The sequence below is a fragment of the Nocardia huaxiensis genome (assembly GCF_013744875.1).
Classification (GTDB): Bacteria; Actinomycetota; Actinomycetes; order Mycobacteriales; family Mycobacteriaceae; genus Nocardia; species Nocardia huaxiensis.
The window spans coordinates 6,321,055-6,340,462 of the sequence record NZ_CP059399.1; the positions used below are offsets into that span (position 1 = coordinate 6,321,055).

Consider the following 19,408-nt stretch of genomic DNA (forward strand, 5'->3'; position numbering starts at 1 on the left):
TCACTGGCGCGAGGCGAGACGGGATTCGAGGGTCGAGGCGATGACGGCTGCCTTGTCGGGCTTGAGCATTCCGGTGTGCCATTCGTCGATGGGGATCTGGTCGATGTGGCCGGAGATGTGGTGACGCCAGGTGTCGGCGAGGTGGTCGCGACCGGATTCGCGGGTGGCGGTGAACAGGAGGGCGTCACCCGCGAAGTGGCCCGGGGCGTATGGGAGGGGGCGGGAGAAGCTGTCGAGGAAGCGGTCGATCTGTTGGGGGGCAAGGACTCCCGCGCGGGCGATGCGGTCGGCGATGAGGGTGTAGAAGTCGTCGAGGCGGTCGATGTCGGGGATCTCGTCCAGTTGCAGCAGGTCGCGCCAGCCGCCGAGCAGGCGTGCCACGGCTTCGGAGATTTCCTGGCGGGTGGGTTCGGGGGTGTCCCCCGCGGCCGAATCGGGTGTGGCGTCGACGAGCGCCAGCAGGCCCACCGGGTGGCCGAGGGCCTGTAGGCGGACGGCCATGGCCTGGGCGATCTGGCCGCCCAGGGACCAGCCGAGCAGGTTGTAGGTGGTGTCGGGGAATCGGTCGAGGAGTTCGCGGACGTAGCGGTCGGCGTAGGCGTCCACGGAGTCCAGGCGGGGTTCCCCGGCGACGATGTAGGGGTCCTGGAGGCCGTAGACGGGGCGGTCGGCGTCGAGATGGCCGACGAGTGCGCCGTAGACCCAGGCGAGACCGCCGCCGGGATGGACGCAGAACAGGGGCGGGCGGGTGCCCGAGGATCGCAGCGGGGTGAGCACTCCGAGTGAGATGTTCAGGGCCGCCGGGTCTTTCGTCAGTGCGCGGGCCAGGGCCGCGGGGGTCGCGTCGGCGAAGAGGGTGCTGTAGGGGATCTGCTCGCCGGTGCGGGCACGGACCAGGGCGACGACCTGGACGGCGGTGAGCGAGTTGCCGCCGAGGGCGAAGAAGTCGTCGTCGGCGCCCACGCGGTCGGTGCCCAGCACTTCGGCGAAGACGTCGGCGATGTGCTGCTCCAGCGGGGATTCGGGGGCACGGTAGCCGCGGGCCGGGAATACCGGTGCGGGCAGGGCCCGACGGTCGATCTTACCGGTGGCGGTGACGGGGAATTCGTCGAGCACCATGACGACGTCGGGGACGAGGTAGGCGGGCAACCGGTTCGCCGCCGAACGGCGGGCGGCCTCCGCGTCGAGGGGGTAGCCGGCCCGAGCCACCACGTACGCGACGAGACGGGCTGTGGCGCGGTCGTTTTCGGCGGACTCGTCCTTGTGCACGATGACCACGGCCTGCGCGATGCCGGGCAGTTCGGTGAGGGCGGCTTCGACCTCGCCCGGTTCGAGGCGCTGGCCGCGCACCTTCTGCTGTAGGTCGGAGCGGCCGACGAAGACCAGAGTGCCGGTGTCGGTGTCCTTTTCGCCGACCTGCCAGCGGACCAGGTCGCCCGTGCGGTACAGCCGCTGTCCCGGTGCGCCGAACGGGTCGGCGATGAAGCGGGCGGCGGTCAGTTCCGCGCGGCCTCGATAGCCGCGCGCCACACCGGGTCCCGCGACGTACAGCTCGCCGACCACACCGACGGGGACGGGACGCAGCCACCGGTCGAGCACGAGGACGGACATGCCGCGGATCGGGTGGCCGATGGTGATGTCCCGGTCCGGGCTCAGATCGGCGCCGGTCACCCAGATGCTCGTCTCGGCGGGACCGTAGAGGTTGTGCACGCGGCGCGCACCGGTCCCGGTCCAGCGGGTCGCCAGCGGCGGCGGGCAGGGTTCGCCGCCGGTGAGCAGCACGCGAAGATCCGCCAGCTCTTCGGGATTCAGCGTGGCCGCGACCGAGGGGGTCAGGAAGGCGTGGGTGATGCGCTGCGCGCGCATGAGCTCGGCGAGTGGTGCCCCGCCGTAGACGTCGGCGGGCGCCGGGATCAGCGTCGCCCCCAGCGAGAGCGCGAGCAGCAACTCCAGCGCGGCGGCGTCGAAGGTGCGGGAGGCGACGGCCAATACCCGTGCGGTGCTGTCGATTTCGCAGCGAATCCGCTGATCTTCCAGCAGCGCCGCGAGTCCGGCGTGGGTGACCGCCACGCCCTTGGGCCGACCGGTCGAGCCCGAGGTGTACACCACGTAGGCGGTATTCCCGGGTCGTACCGGTGCGCGGCGATCACGGTCGGTGAGAGCGGTGATCGGTTGCCGGGCCAGCTGTTCGGCCACCGCGCCGTCATCCAGAACCAGCCAGGAAACTCCTTCGTGCGGCAGGACGGCGATGGCTGCGCTCCGGGTGATTCCTACGGAGACACCGGAATCCGCGCAGACGAACCGATTGCGATCTGCGGGGTGCGCCGGATCGACCGACAGGAAGGCCGCGCCGGTCTTGGCGACGGCCCACACCGACAGCACCCAGTCCGCCGAGCGTGGAACGGCCACCGCCACCACGGACTCCGGGCCGACGCCGTGCTCGATCAGCAAGCGGGCCAGGCGATTCGTGTGTTCGTCCAGCTCGCGGTAGGACAGCCGCAGCGCGCCGTCCACCAGCGCCTCGGTGTCCGGATGGGCCCGCACGGTGGCGGCCAGCAGGTTCGGCAGCGTCGGTTCGGCCGGGTGCTCGACCGAGCCGCCGGTCCCCCAGGCCCGCAGCCGGGCCCGCTCCGGCGGGTCCAGCAGGTCGATGTCGCGGACCGGAGCAGTGGGATCGGCGGTGATCGCCCGCAGGGCCGCCGACAGCCGCCGGGCCACCGTCTCGATGGTCGCGGCATCGAACAGCTCTGCGGCATAGCTGATTCCGACCGGAACGGCTCCGGTGTCGTCGGGAGCATCGGTGAGGGTGAAGGTCAGGTCGAACCGTTCGACCCCGATATCGGCGCCGGCGGTCCGCACGGTCAGCTCGGGCAGCGCGAGGTCGACCGCGTCCAGATTGTGGAAGGCCAGCATGACCTGGAACAGCGGATGGTGCGCCTGGCTGCGCGGCGGATCGAGGGCCTCCACCACCTGTTCGAACGGGATTTCCGCGTGGGCGAACGCATCCAGATCGGCCTCGCGGACTGCGCCGAGCAGATCGGCGAACGAGCGCGATTCGTCGATCCGCGTCCGCAGCACGACCGTATTGACGAACATGCCGACCACATCGTCGAGCAGAGCGGAGCCGCGACCCGACACCGGTGTCCCCACCGCGATGTCGGTGCTCCCGGACAACCGGGACAGGACCAGCGCCAGCGCCGCGTGGAACACCATGAACATCGTCGCCCCGCGCTCCTGTGCGAGCCGCTGGAGCCCGGTGACCACCTCGGGCTCGATCGGGAAGCGGTAGCGCTCGCCGCGATGCGACGCCACGGCGGGCCGGGGCCGATCCGCCGGCAGTTCGAGCACCTCGGGCAGTTCCCGCAACCGGTCCTGCCAGTACCGCACCTGGTGCGACAGCAGCGATTCCGGTGCGGTGGCCGAGCCCAGCGACTCTCGTTGCCAGAGTGCGTAATCCGCGTACTGCACCGGCAGCGGGGTCCAGTCCGGTTGCCGCCCGGCGCACCTGGCGGCGTAGGCGGTGGCCAGGTCGCGCGCCAGTGGGGCCATCGAGAAGCCGTCGGCGGCGATGTGATGGACCACCAGCACCAGGATGTGCTCGGCCGACGCGACCGACAGCAGGCGAGCGCGCAGCGGAATCCGTTCGGCGACATCGAAACCCGCCGACACCACAGCGGCGACCGCACCGAGCGCGGTCTTGGCGTCCGTGGGCTCCGGGGTCAGGTCGATATCCACCGCACCGGACAGTTCGGGTACCGGGACCACCGACTGATAGGGCACGCCATCCACGTCCGGGTACCGGGTCCGCAAGACCTCGTGCCGGCCCAGCACATCCCCCATCGCCGCCGACAGCGCCTCGGTGTCGAGCGTGCCGGTCAGGCGCAGGACGAGGGGAATGCTGTAGGCCACCGAGCCGGGTTCGAACCGGTTCACGAACCACATCCGTTGCTGTGCGAAGGACAACGGGATCCGATCCGGGCGGATGCGCGGCTCGAGGCGTGGTCCCGGCGTCGTGGCGCCGGGCACCCGTACGGTGAGCGTCCGGGCCAGCGCCTCCACCGTCGGGGCCTCGAACACGTCTCGCACCGCGACGGGCAGCTGGAGTTCGTCGGCCAGTCGCGCGGACACCCGGGTGGCGGACAGCGAGTTTCCGCCGAGGGCGAAGAATTCGTCGTCCACACCGGCTCGGTCGAGGCCGAGGATATCGGCGAACACTCGCGCGACGACCGTTTCGACCGGAGTCGTCGGCGCTCGGAATGCCCTCGCGGCGAACACCGGTTCGGGCAGCGCCTTCCGATCCACTTTGCCGCTGCTGTTCAACGGCAGCGCCGCGAGCACCGTCACCACATCCGGGACCATGTATTTGGGCAGTCGCTCCCCCACCGCACGCCGCAGGTCGTCGGGCTCGAGCACGTGACCCGTGGCCGCCACGACGTAGGCGACGAGCCGGACATCCGCGGAACCCGCGAGGTGATGCACGACGGCGACCGCCTGCTCGACCCCGGCCGACTCGCACAGGGCCGCTTCGATTTCGCCCAATTCCAGGCGCTGGCCACGGATCTTCACCTGGAAGTCGGATCGGCCCTCGTACACCAGAACCGCTGTCCCGGAGCCGGTTTCGCCGACCCAGCGCACCAGGTCGCCGGTGCGGTACAGGCGCTGTCCCGGCGCGCCGAACGGGTCGGCGAGGAACCGGGCAGCGGTCAGCCCGGGGCGAGCCCGATATCCGCGCGCCACAGCGGGACCGGACACATACAGCTCACCCGTCACACCGACCGGCACGGGCCGCAGCCACGCGTCGAGCACCAGCAGCCGCCGGTCCGCGATGCCCGCACCCATGGTGATCGGATCCCCGGCCCGCAGTTCCGCACTCACCGTCGTGATGATGCTGGTCTCGGTGGGGCCGTAGGAGTTGTAGAACCTGCGCTCGCCCGCGCTGTCGGTGCGCGACCAGCGCGCGGCCAGCGCGGGAGCGAAATGTTCGCCGCCGACCCACACCACGCGCAGGTCGTCGAGGCCGCCGGGATCGAGCGAGGCCATGACCGACGGCGTCACCCACGCGTGGGTGACGCGTTGCGCGCGCAGCAGTTCCGCCAGCGGCGGTCCGCTGTACACGTCCTCGGGCGCCAGCACCAGGACCGCGCCGACGGAGACGGCCAGCAGCAATTCGAGGATCGATACGTCGAAAGTGCGTGCGCCGACGCCCAATACGCGCGAGGTGGCATCGAGGCCGTACCGGTCGCGATGGTCGGCGGCGAGGGCGGCCAGCCCGGTGTGGGTGACCTCGACGCCCTTGGGACGGCCGGTCGATCCCGAGGTGTAGATGACATAGGCCGTGTTGTCGAGCCGCAGGGGTGCGCGGCGATCAGCTGCGGTGATCGGGGACGGCGGATAATGCCGAATCCTGTGCGCCGCTGCGGGATCGTCGAGGACCAGCCAGGTGAGGCCGTCCTGCGGCAACCGCGTGCGGTGGCGCTCCGTGGTGATCCCCAGGCGCACCGCGGAATCGGCGCAGACGAAGGCATTGCGGTCACTCGGATGCGATGGATCCACGGTCAGGAAGGCCGCACCGGTCTTGGCGATCGCCCAGACCGCCAGCACCCATTCCAGCGAGCGCGGCGCACCCACGGCCACGACGGTCTCGGGCCCGGCGCCATGTTCGATGAGCAGGCGGGCCAGGCGATTCGAGTGTTCGTCCAGCTCCCGGTAGGTCAGGCGGCGGTCGGCCGCCACCACCGCCTCGCCCTGCGGAGCGGCCGCGACCGCCGATTCCAGCAGCATCGGCAGTGGCACCGCCTCGGCGGGAGACCCGGCTGCGCGGAGCAGGCGTTCGCGTTCGCCGCCGGGCAGCAGGTCGATGGATCGCACCGGCATCGCGGGATGCCGGGACACCGTCCGCAGCACCGACAGCAGCCGTTCGCCCAGTGCCGCCACCGTGTCCGCGTCGAGCACGGCCGGCTGATATTGCAGTCGAATGCGCAGGGCGTCCTGCAGGATCACCGTGCAGGACAGCGGATAGTGCGTGGAGTCGGCGCCGATCACCCCGGTGAGTTCGAGGCTGCCGTCGTCGGTGAACTGCCGGATCTGCTGCACGTCAACGGGATACGACTCGAACACCAGGGTGGTGTCGAACAGCGTGTCGGCGTCGGCCAGGGCCTGGATCTCGGCCAGCCCGAGGTGGTTGTGTTCCAGCAGCGCCGCCTGTTCGTCCTGTAGCCGCGTCCACAGGTCGGCACCGGTCTCGGTGGGATGCAGTCGCACTCGGGTCGGGACCGTATTGATGAACAATCCGATCGTCCGCTCGGCGGCGGGCAGCTCGGGCGGGCGTCCGGAGACGGTGGTGCCGAAGACGACATCGGTGCGCCCGGTCAATTGCGCCACCACCATGGCCCACGCCGATTGCAGGACGGTGTTCACGGTCACGCCGGTGGCGGCCGCTGCAGCCAGCAGTTCCCGGGTGGCGGGGGCGTCGAGCGTGATCGTGTGATCTTCCACCGCGCCCAGCACGGCGGTGTCGGCGATGCGGGTGGGTTCCGCGCCCGCGAGCGCGGCGGTCCACGCGGCGGTGGCGGCAGCGCGGTCCCGGGAAGCCAGCCACGCCAGGAAGTCTCGGTAGGAGCCGGGCGATGCGGCAGGCCGACCGGCGTAGTGGGCGAGCAGGTCGGTGACCAGCAGCGGCCAGGACCAGCCGTCGAGTATGACGTGATGGTTGGTGAGGATGACCGCCCACTGGTCGGTGGCCGCCCGCACCACGGTGCAGCGCAGCAGCGGCGCGCGGGCCGGATCGAAGCGACGCCTCTGCTCGGCGGCCAGCTCCGCGATCCCGGACTCGGGATCGGTCGTCTCCGTCAGATCGACCAGCTGCCAGGGCATTTCGAGGTCGTCGCAGACCACGGCGACGCTGGCGCCGCTGCCCGTGGTGGTGTAGGCGGTCCGCAGGCCGGGATGCCTGCGCAGTACCGTTCTCGCGGCCTCGTGCAGCCGCTGTGTGTCCAGGGCACCGGACAGGCGCAGAATCACCTGTGCCGCATAGACATCCGTTTCGGCGGCGGCCTCGGCCAGCTGGGCGTGGAACAGCAGGCCCGCCTGTAGCGGGGTCACCGGCCACACATCCGTCAGCGACGGGTACGCGCGCTCGAGCGCCGCCACGTCGGCGCGGGTGAGTGCGGTCAGGTCGAAGTCGGAGGGGGAATGCCCACCGGCTCCGGGCTTTTCGGCGTGCTCGGCGATGGCGGTGAGGACCTGGGACCACAGTGCCGCGAGTTCCTCGATCTCGGCGGTGTCGAGGAGGGCGCCCGGGAAGCGGAAGGTGGCTTCGAGCCGGTCACCGACCACGATGGCGCTCACATCCAGGGCGAGGGTGACCGGCGTGGCATCGTCCGCGGCGACGGGGAGATCGCCCAGTCCGCCGTCCAGGCCCTCGACGCCCGTATCGGCGGCCGAGATCCGGCCGAGGTAGTTGAATCCGATGCGGCCGGGCATCCGATCCGGCAGGCGGCCGGCGGTGACGGGGTTCAGGTATCGGAGCAGGCCGTATCCGATGCCCTTGTCGGGGATCGAATGCAGCGTCTCCTTGACCGAAAGCACTGCGGCGGCCACGGATTCGCCGCCCGCGAGCACGTTCTCGGGGTCCACCTCCGCGAGCTCGAATCGCACCGGGAACATGGAGGTGAACCAGCCGACCGTGCGGGTCAGGTCCGCGCCGGGCACCACCTGTTCCTCGCGGCCGTGGCCTTCGAGCCGCAGCAGCACCGACGGCTCGTCGACACCCCGGCGCGCCCGCCACAGCCGCACGGCGACGAGCAGACCCGCCAGCAGACCGGCGTCGGCGCTGCCGTGGAATACGGCGGGCACCCGGGACAGCAGGGCTCGGGTCACCGCTTCCGGCAGTTCGGCCCGGACCTGGCGCAGGGTCGCGGCGGTGTCGATGGCGGGGTCGAGTTCCCTTCCGCCCCACACCGGATCGTCGCCGGACACCATCGACTGCCAGAGTTCCAGCTCGTCCGCGCGGGTGGCGGCGGCCTCGGTCAAGCCGTGCGACCAGCGGCGCATGGAGGTCCCGACGGGGGCCAGGATCGGCGGCACGGTCCCGATTCGCACCTGCTCGAGCGCCGAGAGCAGATCCGGCACCAGCACCCGCCACGACACGCCATCGACCACCAGGTGATGCGCGACCACCAGCAGCCAGCCCGGCGTGCCCGCCGCGGCCGGATCGAGCAGCACGCACTGCACCATGACACCGGCGGCGGGGTCCAGCCGATCCAGCGCCGAATCCAGTTCGGCGGCAGCCGCATTCGAGATCAGCTCGCGCCCGGCGGCGGAGTCGACGTCGACGGTCGCGTCGATGGCGACCCGCCGCAGCACCGACGCCGCGTCCGCGTCGCTCGCCGGAGCCACGCGCAGCGACCAGGCACCGGACTCCGTGCGCGCCAAGCGGGAGCGCAGCATGTCGTGGTGCTGCAGCACCGCTGCCAGAGCCGTGCTCACCGCCGCCGCGTCCGCGCCGTGCGGCAGCCGCAGGACCACATGCTGATCGAAGCGGTCGAAACCCCTGCCCCACTCCACCATCCACTGCGCGACCGGCAGCAGCGGCAGGTCGCCGATGCCGCCGCCGGGCAGTTCGGCCGGCCCGGCCACCGGGTCGCCGCCGCCCGCGCAGGCGGCCAGCCGGGCGGGTGTGCGCTGTTCGAAGACATCGCGCGGGCCGAACACCACACCGCTCGCGCGCGCCCGGGAAACCACCTGGATGGACAGGATCGAATCGCCGCCCAGCATGAAGAAGTCGTCCTGCGCGCCGACCCGCTCCACGCCGAGCACCTCGGCGAAGGCGGCGGCCACGATCTCCTCGGCCGGTGTGGTCGGCGCACGGAACTCGAGTGCATGGAATACCGGTTCCGGCAGGGCATTTCGATCCACCTTGCCGCTGCCGGTCAAGGGCAGGGCGTCGAGGATCGTCACCACATCCGGGACCATGTAGCCGGGCAGCCGTTCGGCGACCGCCTGCCGGAGGCAGTCCGGGTCCGCGCTGCCGCCGGGTTCGGGCACGACGTATCCGACCAAACGTGCTGTCGCACCGGTGTTCTCGTCCACTCGACGGACAATCGCCACGGCCTGGGCGATTCCGGTTACCGCGCTCAGTGCCGCTTCGACCTCGCCCAGTTCCAGCCGCTGCCCGCGCACCTTCACCTGGTGATCGGAGCGGCCCACGAATTCCAGCATCGCCGAACCTGATTCGCCGACGACCCAGCGCACCACGTCACCGGTCCGATACAACCGTGCGCCGGGGAGGCCGAACGGATCGGCGACGAACCGCGCCGCCGTCAGCGCGGTCCGGTGCCGATATCCCCGCGCCACACCGGGTCCCGCGACGTAGAGCTCACCCGCGACGCCCTCGGGCACCGGGCGCAGCCACGGGTCCAGCACCAGGGCGCTCGTGCCCGGGATGGGCGCACCGATGGTCACGCGACGATCGGGCAGCAGCTGGGTCGCGGTGGTCCAGATGGTGGTTTCGGCCGGACCGTACAGGTTGTGCACGCGGCGGCGGCCCGCACCGTCGGTGCCCGACCAGCGGGCGGCCAGCTGCGGGCCACTGCGATCGCCGCCGGTGAGAACGACGCGCAGGGTGTCGAGTCCAGCGGGATCGATCGACAGGGCCACGGCCGGGGTCAGGAACGCGTGCGTGACGCGCCGCTCGTGCAGCAGCTCCCACAGCGGTTGGCCGCCATAGACATCCGGCGCGGCCATCACCAGGGCCGCGCCGCCGGAGGCCGCGAGCAGCAGTTCGAGGATGGCCGCGTCGAAAGTGCGGGCAGCCACCGCCAGCACCCGGGAATCCGGGCCCACTTCGCAGCGGCGCACATGGTCGGCCACCAGCGCGGCCAGACCCGTATGGGTCACCTCGACACCCTTCGGGCGGCCTGTCGACCCCGAGGTGTAGACGACGTAGGCCGGATTGCCGGGCCGCAGGGCACGGTTGCGGTCGGCGTCGGTGAGGGCTGCGGCCGACAGCGGTGACAGGTCGAGGTCGCCCAGCCGCACGAGTTCCGCGCCCGCGGTATCGAATCCGGGCTCGCCCTGGGCCAGCACCCAACCGGCCCCCGCGTCGGTGCAGACGAAGCGGTTCCGGTCCGCCGGGTGCGCGGGGTCCAGCGACAGGAACGCGGCACCGGTCTTGGCGATCGCCCAGACGGCCGAGACCCATTCCAGCGCGCGCGGCACCGCGACGGCCACCACCGACTCCGGGCCTGCGCCGTGCCGGATCAGGAAGCGCGCCAATCGATTCGAGTACTCGTCGAGCTCGCGATAGGTCATCCGCCGATCGCCGTCGACCACCGCCACACCGGCCGGATTCGCCGCCGCTGCCGCGAGCAGTTCCGGCAGCGTCAGGGTCGCTTCATCTTCTTCCAGGCCGGAAAGCCCTTCCGCGGCAAACAGATCCAGCTCAGCGGCACCGTAGCGTCCCCAGGCCCGCACGACCCGGTCCCGGTCGGCTGCGGCCAGCGCCTCGACGGCCCGCACCGGCCGGTCCGGATCGGCGGCGAGGGCGTGCAGTGTCCGTCGCAGCCGTTCGCCGAGTTCGGCGATGGCGGCCTCGTCGAATACCTCGGGCCGGTACTGCAATCGCAGGCGCAGATCCGCGCGCAGCATGGCCGTGCACGACAGCGGATAGTGCGTGGCGTCGGCGGCGTCGACGCCGGTGATGCGCAGGTCGCCGTGCCCGGCGGCGTGCTCGAGGTCGTCCATGTCGACCGGATAGGACTCGAGCACCATCAGGGTGTCGAAGAGACTGTCATTGCCCGTGCGCACGTGGATGTCGCGCAGGCCCGCATGGTGGTGCCCGAGCAGCGCCGCCTGTTCACCGTGCAGTCGAATCCACAGTTCGGCAATGGTTTCGGCGGGCCGCAACCGCACCCTGGTGGGAATCGTATTGATGAACAGTCCGATGGTGCGTGCGGCGGCGGGCAGCTCGCCGGGGCGTCCGGACACGGTCGCGCCGAACACCACATCGGTGCGGCCGGTCAGCTGCGCCACGACCATGGCCCATGCCGATTGCAGGACGGTGTTCATGGTCACGCCCGCGGTCGCCGCGGCGGCACTCAGCGCTCGGGTGGCGTCGGCGTCGATGGTGAGGGTCCGGTCCGCGACGGTGACGACCGGGTCCGTGCTCTCGGAGCCGCCCGCGACGAGGGTGGGTTCCGCGCCGTCGAGGGCCTCGGCCCAGGCGTCGAGCGCCGCCTGCTGATCGCGAGAGGTCAACCACGCCAGGTAATCCCGATACGATCCGGGGACCTCGCCGGGTTCGACGCCCGCGTAGCTGCGGAACAGTTCGGTGACCAGCAGGGGGTAGGACCAGCCGTCGAGGATGACGTGATGGTTGGTGATGATGACCGCCGACCGGTCGTGGTCCAGGACCGCGAGGGTGAATCGCAGCAGCGGCGGCGCGGCGAGGTCGAAGGGCCGCGACTTCTCCGCTGCGGCCTGCTCGGCGAGACCGGCTTCGCTGTCGCGGCTGCCGGTGAGATCGACTACCCGCCACTGTGGTTCGGCGTCGCCGGCGAGCACGGCCACGCTCGTGCCGTCGTCGAGGGCGGTGAAGCCGGTGCGCAGACCGTCGTGGCGGCGCAGCAGGGTGGTCGTGGCCGCACGCAGTCGATCCGCGTCGAGGTCGCCCGACAGGCGCAGAATCAGTTGCGCGACATAGGCATCCGTTCCGGCGGCGGTGTCGGTCAGCTGGGCGTGGAACAGCAGGCCCGCCTGGAGCGGGGTCACCGGCCAGATATCGGTCAGCGACGGGTAGGCCCGCTCGAGCGCGCGCACGTCCGGAGCGGACAGCGCCACCAGATCGAAGTCCGACGGGGAATGCGCACCCGCGCCGGGCTTTTCGGCGTGGTCGGCGATGGCGGTGAGCGCGCTGACCCACAGTCCGGCCAGTTCCTCGACCGCGGCGGGTTCGAGCAGGGTGCGCGGGAAGCGGAAGGTGGCGTGCAGCCGGTCTTCGATCACCATGGCCGACACGTCGATCGCGACCGTCACCGGCATCTCCGGATCCGGTGCCGCGTGCAGCTCCCCCAGGCCGCCGTGCACGCCGCCGCCGATGTCGGTTCCCGCGATGCGGCCCAGATAGTTGAATCCGATGCGTCCGGGCATCCGGTCCGGCAGCTGGACGGCGGTGTCCTGGTGGAGGTGGCGCAGCAGGCCGTAGCCGATGCCCTTGTCCGGGATCGCGCGCAGCGTCTCCTTCACCGAGAGCACCGCCGCGGTGACGGCGGCACCGCCCGCGGTCACCGATTCGGCGTCGATGCCGGTGAGGTCGAACCGCACCGGGAACATCGACGTGAACCAGCCCACCGTGCGCGACAGATCCGCGCCCGGGACGACCTGTTGCTCACGGCCGTGCCCCTCCAGCCGCATCAGGACCGTCGAGTCGTCGATGCCCCGGCGGGCACGCCAGATGCGCACTGCCACAGCCAGACCGGCGAGCAGTCCGTCGTCGATCGCGCCGTGGAACACGCTCGGCACACGGGTCGACAGGGACGCGGTCACCGACTCCGGCACGGTGACGTCGATGCGGTCGAGGGTCGCGGCGGTGTCGAGGGCCGGATCCAGTTCGCGCCCACCGAGAACCGGATCGCCGCCGGCGACCATGGACTGCCACAGTTCGAGTTCCCGGGCGCGACCGGCCGCGGCGTCGGTGAGGGCGTGGGCCCAGCGCCGCATGGATGTTCCCACCGGAGCCAGTGCGGGCGGCACGGTTCCGGCCCGCGCCTGTTCGAGGGCGGAGAGCAGATCCGGCACCAGCACTCGCCACGACACACCGTCCACCACGAGGTGATGGGCGATCACGAGCAGCCAGCCCGGGGCCTCGCCCGCCGGGTCGAGCCACACGCAGCGGACCATGACGCCATCGCGCGGATCCAGCTCATCGAGGGCCGAATCCAGTTCGGCGGCAGCCAGATTCGTCACGAGTGCGCGTCCGGCCTCGGTCTCGGGATCGATCCGCGCGTCCAGCGCCCGGCGGTGCACCGTCGCCGCGGCGTCGACGCTGCCGGGCGGTGTCACCAGCAGCGACCATTCGCCGGTGTCGGTGCGCCGCAGGCGAGAACGCAGCATGTCGTGGCGGTCCAGCAGCGCGGCGATCGCCGTGTGCAGGCTCCGCTCGTCGACGCCGGTGGGCAGACGCAGCACCACGTGCTGGTCGAAGCGGTCGAAACCCCTGTCCCACTCCACCATCCAGCGCGCGACCGGCAGCAGCGGCATGTCGCCGAGGCCGCCGCCCGGCAGCTCGGCCAGGCCGTCGGCTTCGGTCGTGCGGGCGCAGCGCGCCAATCGTGCGGCGGTGCGCTGTTCGAAGACATCGCGCGGACCGAAGACCACGCCCGCGGCCCGCGCCCGGGACACCACCTGGATCGACACGATCGAATCGCCGCCGAGGGCGAAGAAGTCGTCGTCCACGCCGACGCGTTCGAGGCCGAGCACCTCGGCGAACACTCCGGCCACGATCGCTTCGACCTGGGTCGACGGGGCCCGGAAGTCGCGGGTGTCGAAAACCGGTTCCGGCAGGGCTTTCCGGTCGATCTTGCCGCTGCTGGTCAAGGGCAGGGCGTCGAGGACCGTCACCGCGTCCGGCACCATGTAGCCCGGCAGCCGGTCCCCGAGCGAGCTGATGATCTCCTTCGGGTCATGCGCGGCGGCCCGGCTCTCGGGAACGACGTAGGCCACCAATCGCACGCCGGCCGCCGGGTGTTCGCCCGCCGGGTGGGTGATCACGACCGCCTGTTCGATGCCGTCCAGCGCGCACAGTGCGGCCTCGACCTCGCCGGGTTCCAGCCGCTGGCCACGCACCTTCACCTGGAAGTCGGAGCGGCCCACGAATTCGAGAACCGGATCGCCCGATCCGGATTCGTCGCGCACCCAGCGCACCAGGTCTCCGGTCCGATACAGCCGCTCCCCCGCCGCGCCGAACGGATTCGCCACGAACCGGGCCGCCGTCGTGCCCGCGCGGCCCCGATAGCCCCGTGCCACACCGGAACCCGCGACATACAGCTCGCCGACCGCGCCCAGCGGCACCGGCCGCAGCGACGCGTCCAGCACCACGAACCCCATACCGGGTATGCCCGAACCCATGTCGATGCGCTCGCCGCCGTGCTGCTCGTCGCTGATCGTCGTGATGATCGTGGTCTCGGACGGGCCGTAGGTATTGAAGAACTGCCGCATGCCCGCGGCGTCGGTCCGCGACCAGCGGGCCACCAGGTGCGTCGAATACCGTTCGCCGCCGACGGTCAGCATCCGGAGTGCGTCCAGCCCTTCCGGGTCCAGGGACGACAGCACCGACGGGGTCAGGAAGGCATGGGTGATCCGCTGCGCGCGCAGGAACCCGGCCAGTGGTGGCCCGCCGTAGGCGTCCTGCGGTGCCAGCACGAGTGCCGCGCCGGTGGGGACGGCCATGAGGAGTTCGAGCATCGAGGCATCGAAAGTGCGTGCGGCGACGCCCAATACCCGCGCCGAGGCGTCGATCGAGTACCGCGCGCGCTGGGCGGCGGCGACGGCGGCCAGACCGGCGTGGGTGACCTCGACGCCCTTGGGCTGTCCGGTCGAACCCGAGGTGTAGACGATGTAGGCCGCATTGCCTGGACGCAGTGGGCCGCGCCGGTTCTCGTCGGTGACCGCGTCGACCGGCTGCCGTTCGATCTCCGCGACCGCTGCCGGGTCGTCGAGGATCAGCCACTGGATGCCCTGCTGCGGCAGCGTCGTCGCGTACCCGCCCAATGTGATGCCCAGCCGCACACCGGAATCCGCGCACACGAACGTATTCCGCTCCAGCGGATGCGCCGGATCCAGCGACAGGAAGGCCGCGCCGGCCTTGGTGACGGCCCAGATCGCGACCATCCAGTCCAGCGAACGCGGCAGGGCGACGGCGACCACCGATTCGGGTCCGGCTCCGCGTCGGATCAGTGCGCGGGCCAGTCGATTCGAGCGATCGTCGAGGTCGCGGTAGGAGATGCGGGCCGTGCCGTCCACGACCGCGTCGGCGTCCGGATCGATGGCCACCGCCGCCGCCAGCAGCGCCGGCAGGGTGAGGGGGACCACGGCGGCCGCGCGCGTCAGGTTGGCGAGCAGCGCCTGTCGTTCCGACGCCGCCAGAATCTCGATATCCCGCACCGGGGATGTGGGATCGGCGGTGGCGGCCCGCAGTGCCCGGAGCAGCCGATCGGCGAAGGCGACAATGGTATCCGGGTCGAAAAGATCTGTGGCATAGCTGATGTCGACCGGAAGCTCACCCCGGGCGTCGGGGGCGTCGGCCAGGGTCAGCGTGAGATCGAAGCGTTCGACGCCGGTGTCGAAGCCGGAGGGCCGCACCTCGACGCCGGGGAGCACGACACCGGCCGGGTCGACATTGTGGAAGGCCAGCATCACCTGGAACAGCGGATGATGCGCTTGGCTGCGCACCGGATCCAGGGCCTCCACGACCTGTTCGAATGGGATCTCCGCATGGGCGAACGCATCCAGGTCGACCTCGCGGACGGCGGCCAGCAGTTCGGCGAACGAGGCCGATTCCTCGAGGCGGGTGCGCAGCACCACGGTATTGACGAACATGCCGACCATATCGTCCAGCGCCGCCGTACCACGGCCCGAAACCGGTGTTCCCACTGCGATATCGGTGCTACCGGACAGGCGGGACAGCACCAGCGCCAGCGCCGCGTGGACGACCATGAAGACGGTGACGCCGGTCGAACGCGCCAGCGCGTGAATTGCGTCGACCATTCCCGCGTCGAGCACCACACGGTGGGTGGCGCCGCGATGGGAGGCGATCGCCGGGCGCGGGCGGTCGGCCGGCAGTTCCAGCACCTCCGGCAGCTCCAGCAACCGGTCGGACCAGTATCGAATCTGGTGTGCGAGCAGCGAATCCGGATCGTCCGCGGCGCCCAGCGAATCACGCTGCCACAGTGCGTAATCCGCGTACTGCACCGGCAGCGGCGTCCACTTCGGCTGCCGCCCAGCGCACCTGGCGGCATAGGCCAGGCCCAGATCACGGGCGAGCGGGGCCATGGAGAAGCCGTCCGCGCCGATGTGATGCACGACCAGCACCAGCACGAACTCGTCCGCGCCGGGCATCAGCAGCCGGGCCCGCAGCGGAACCTGCTCGGCCACCTCGAAACCCGTCGACACCACGGTCGACACCGCCTCGGCGAGTTCCTCCTCGGTGACCGATCGCGGCGTCAGGTCCACATCGGCCACGCCCGCCAGTTCCGCTGCCGGAACCACCGACTGGTAGGGCACGCCGTCGATATCGGGGTACCGGGTGCGCAGCACCTCGTGCCGCTCCAGCACATCCCCCAGCGCCGCCGACAACGCGGGCACGTCCAGCGCGCCGGTCATCCGCAGCAACAGCGGAATACTGTAGGCCGCCGAGTCGGGGGCGAACCGGTTGACGAACCACATGCGTTGCTGCGCATAGGACAACGGCACCCGCTCCGGCCGCTCGCGCCGTCGCGGACCGTCGGTTCCCGGCTCCGGTTCGCGGTCCGAGAGCAGGGCGGCCAGCTCCCACACGACCGAGGCCGCGAAGACGTCGCGCACACCCGTTCGGACACCGAGACTTTCGGCCAGACGCGCGGCCAAACGGGTGGCCGACAGCGAGTTTCCGCCCAGGGCGAAGAAGTCGTCGTCCGCGCCGACCCGCTCCACGTCGAGGATCTCGGCGACGACCGCCGCGACGGTCTCCTCGGCGGAGGTCGCCGGTGCGCGGTAGGCGGCCTGCGCCGACACCGGTTCCGGGAGCGCGGATTTGTCGATTTTCCCGTTCACGGTCACCGGCAGGGTGTCGAGCACCAGCACCGTGTCCGGCACCAGGAATCCCGGCAGGCGCTGCGCCGCCGCGCGGCGGACCTCGGCCGGCTCCAGAACGCGGCCCGGCTCGGCTGTCACGTAGGCCGTCACGCGCGCGGCACCCGGTTCCGGCGTGTGAACCACGACCACGGCCTGCGCGAGGCCGTCCAGTGCGCACAGCGCCGCCTCGATTTCGCCGGGTTCGACGCGCTGGCCGCGCACCTTCACCTGGAAGTCGCTGCGGCCCACGAACTCCAGTACGCCGTGCGCCGGATCGGATTCCGCCGTCCAACGCACGAGATCGCCGGTGCGGTACCACCGTTCCCCGGGGGCGCCGAACGGATTCGCGACGAACCGGGAGGCGGTCAAGCCCGCGCGGCCCCGATATCCGCGCGCCACACCGGGACCCGACACATAGAGCTCACCTGTCGTTCCCACCGGGACGGGCCGCAGCCAGGGGTCCAGGACCGCCACGGCCAGGCCGCCGATGACCGTGCCCATGGTCACCGTGTCGCCCGCCCGCAGTTCGGGACTTCCGGTCACCCAGATCGTCGCTTCGGCCGGGCCGTACAGGTTGAACACCCGGCGGCGGTGTGCGGTGTCGGTGCGCGACCAGCGCGCCACCAGTGCGGGCGGGCACGCCTCACCCGCCGCGATGAGCGCTCGCAGGTCGTCGAGTCCGGTGGGGTCGAGTGTGGCGGCCACGGTCGGGGTGAGTACGGCGTGGGTGATGCACCCGGCCTGCAGGAGGTCGGTCAGCGCCGGGCCGCCGAACACCTCCGGCGGCGCCATCACCAGCGTCGCCGAACTCGACACCGCCAGCAGCAGTTCGAAGACGGCCGCGTCGAAGGTGCGGGCGGCCACGCTCAGGACCCGCGAATCCGGGCCTGCCGCGAAACGCCGCAGTTGTCCGCCGCAGACCCCCGCGAGACCGGTGTGGGTGACCTCGACGCCCTTCGGCCGTCCGGTCGAACCCGAGGTGTAGATCAGGTAGGCGGTGCCGTCCGGGCGCGGGGTGGCGTGCCGTTCGGCGTCGAGAATCCGTGCGGGCGAGCGCTGTTCGATCGACGCCGCCCGGTCGGGTGTGTCGAGTACCAGCCAGGTCGTGCCGTCCTGCGGCAGCGACCCGGCATGTTCGGTGCGCGTGATGCCCAGTCGCACTGCGGCATCGGCGCACATGAATCGATTGCGTTCGACGGGATGTCCGGGATCCAGCGACAGGAAGGCCGCGCCGGTCTCGGCGACCGCCCAGACCGCCAGCACCCATTCAAGTGAGCGCGGCAGACCCACCGCGACCACCGATTCCGGCCCCGCACCGTGGTCGATCAGCAAGCGCGCCAGTCGATTCGATCGCTCGGCGAGCTCCCGGTACGAGAGTTGTCGCGCGCCGTCCTCCACCGCGCATCCATCCGGGTTGGCGACGACCGCTGCCGCCAGCAGCGCGGGCAGCGTCACAGGATGCGAGGCTTCGAAGGTGGCGAGATCGCGGGAATCGCCGCGCCCCAGGCGCAGCAGGCGTGCCCGCTCGGCCGGGGGCAGCGTCGCGATATCGCGCACCCGCAGGCCCGGATCGGCGATGACGGCCCGCACCACCTGTTCCCACTGTGCGGCCAGCCCGGTCGCGGCGGCAGCGTCGAAAACGTCTGGGCGATACTGCAGTCGGATGCGCAGGCCGTCCTGCACGGTGACGCTGCAGGTCAGCGGATAGTGCGTGGCGTCGGTGGCCGTGATCCCGGCGATGTCCAGAGCGGCGCGGGCGGTGAGCCGGCGAATGCGGCCGGTGTCCATGGGATAGGACTCGAGCACCATCACCGTGTCGAACAGGCGGTCGTGGCCGGTGATCGCGTGGATATCGGTCAGGCCGAGGTGCTGATGGTCGAGCAGAGCCGCCTGCTCGTCGTGGATTCGCGCCCACAGGTGCGCCATGGTTTCGGCGGGATCCACACGGACCCGGGTCGGGATCGTATTGACGAAGAGTCCGACAGCGCTTGCGGCGCTGGGCAATTCGGCGGGACGACCGGACACCGTGGTGCCGAAGACGACATCGGTCCGCCCGGTCAGGCGGGTCGTCATGAGCGCCCAGACAGCTTGCAGGACGGTATTCAGGGTCACACCGGCCGTGGCCGCCACGGCGGCGAGCGCCTCCGCCTCGGCCGCACCGAGCGTGATCCACTCCTCGGCCACCGTGGTCTCGTCACCGCTCGCGGCGGCCAGCACGGTCGGTTCGGCACCGTCGAGCGCTCGGGACCAGGCCGCCCGAGCCGCCTCCCGGTCGCGGGTTGCCAACCAGGCCAGGAACTCTCGATACGAACCGGCCGGGCCCGGGACCTCGCCGTCGGCGTAGTGGGTGAACAGGTCGCCGACCAGCTGCGGGTAGGACCAGCCGTCGAGGATGACGTGATGGTTGGTGAGGATCAGCGCCCAGGAGTCGATTCCGAGCCGGGCCAGCGTGATGCGCAGCAGTGGCGGCGCGGCCGGATCGAAGCGCGTCCCCTTCTCGGTGGCGGCGAGCTTCGTCAGCGCATCGCCGGGCTCCGCATCGGCCGTGAGATCCACCACCTGCCAGGGCAATTCGACGCCG

At 71.2% G+C, this 19,408-nt stretch carries 1 protein-coding gene (cut by a window edge); it reads right to left on the reverse strand.

What is annotated here, in order from left to right:
* Window positions 1–19,408, reverse strand: partial view of a non-ribosomal peptide synthase/polyketide synthase gene (locus H0264_RS28740; protein ID WP_181580447.1) — the 3' portion only. The gene runs 9,059 nt beyond the window's last position; 19,408 of the gene's 28,467 nt are visible here — the last part of the coding sequence; its start codon lies beyond the right edge, outside the window — the gene reads right to left on this strand; the stop codon is at window positions 1–3.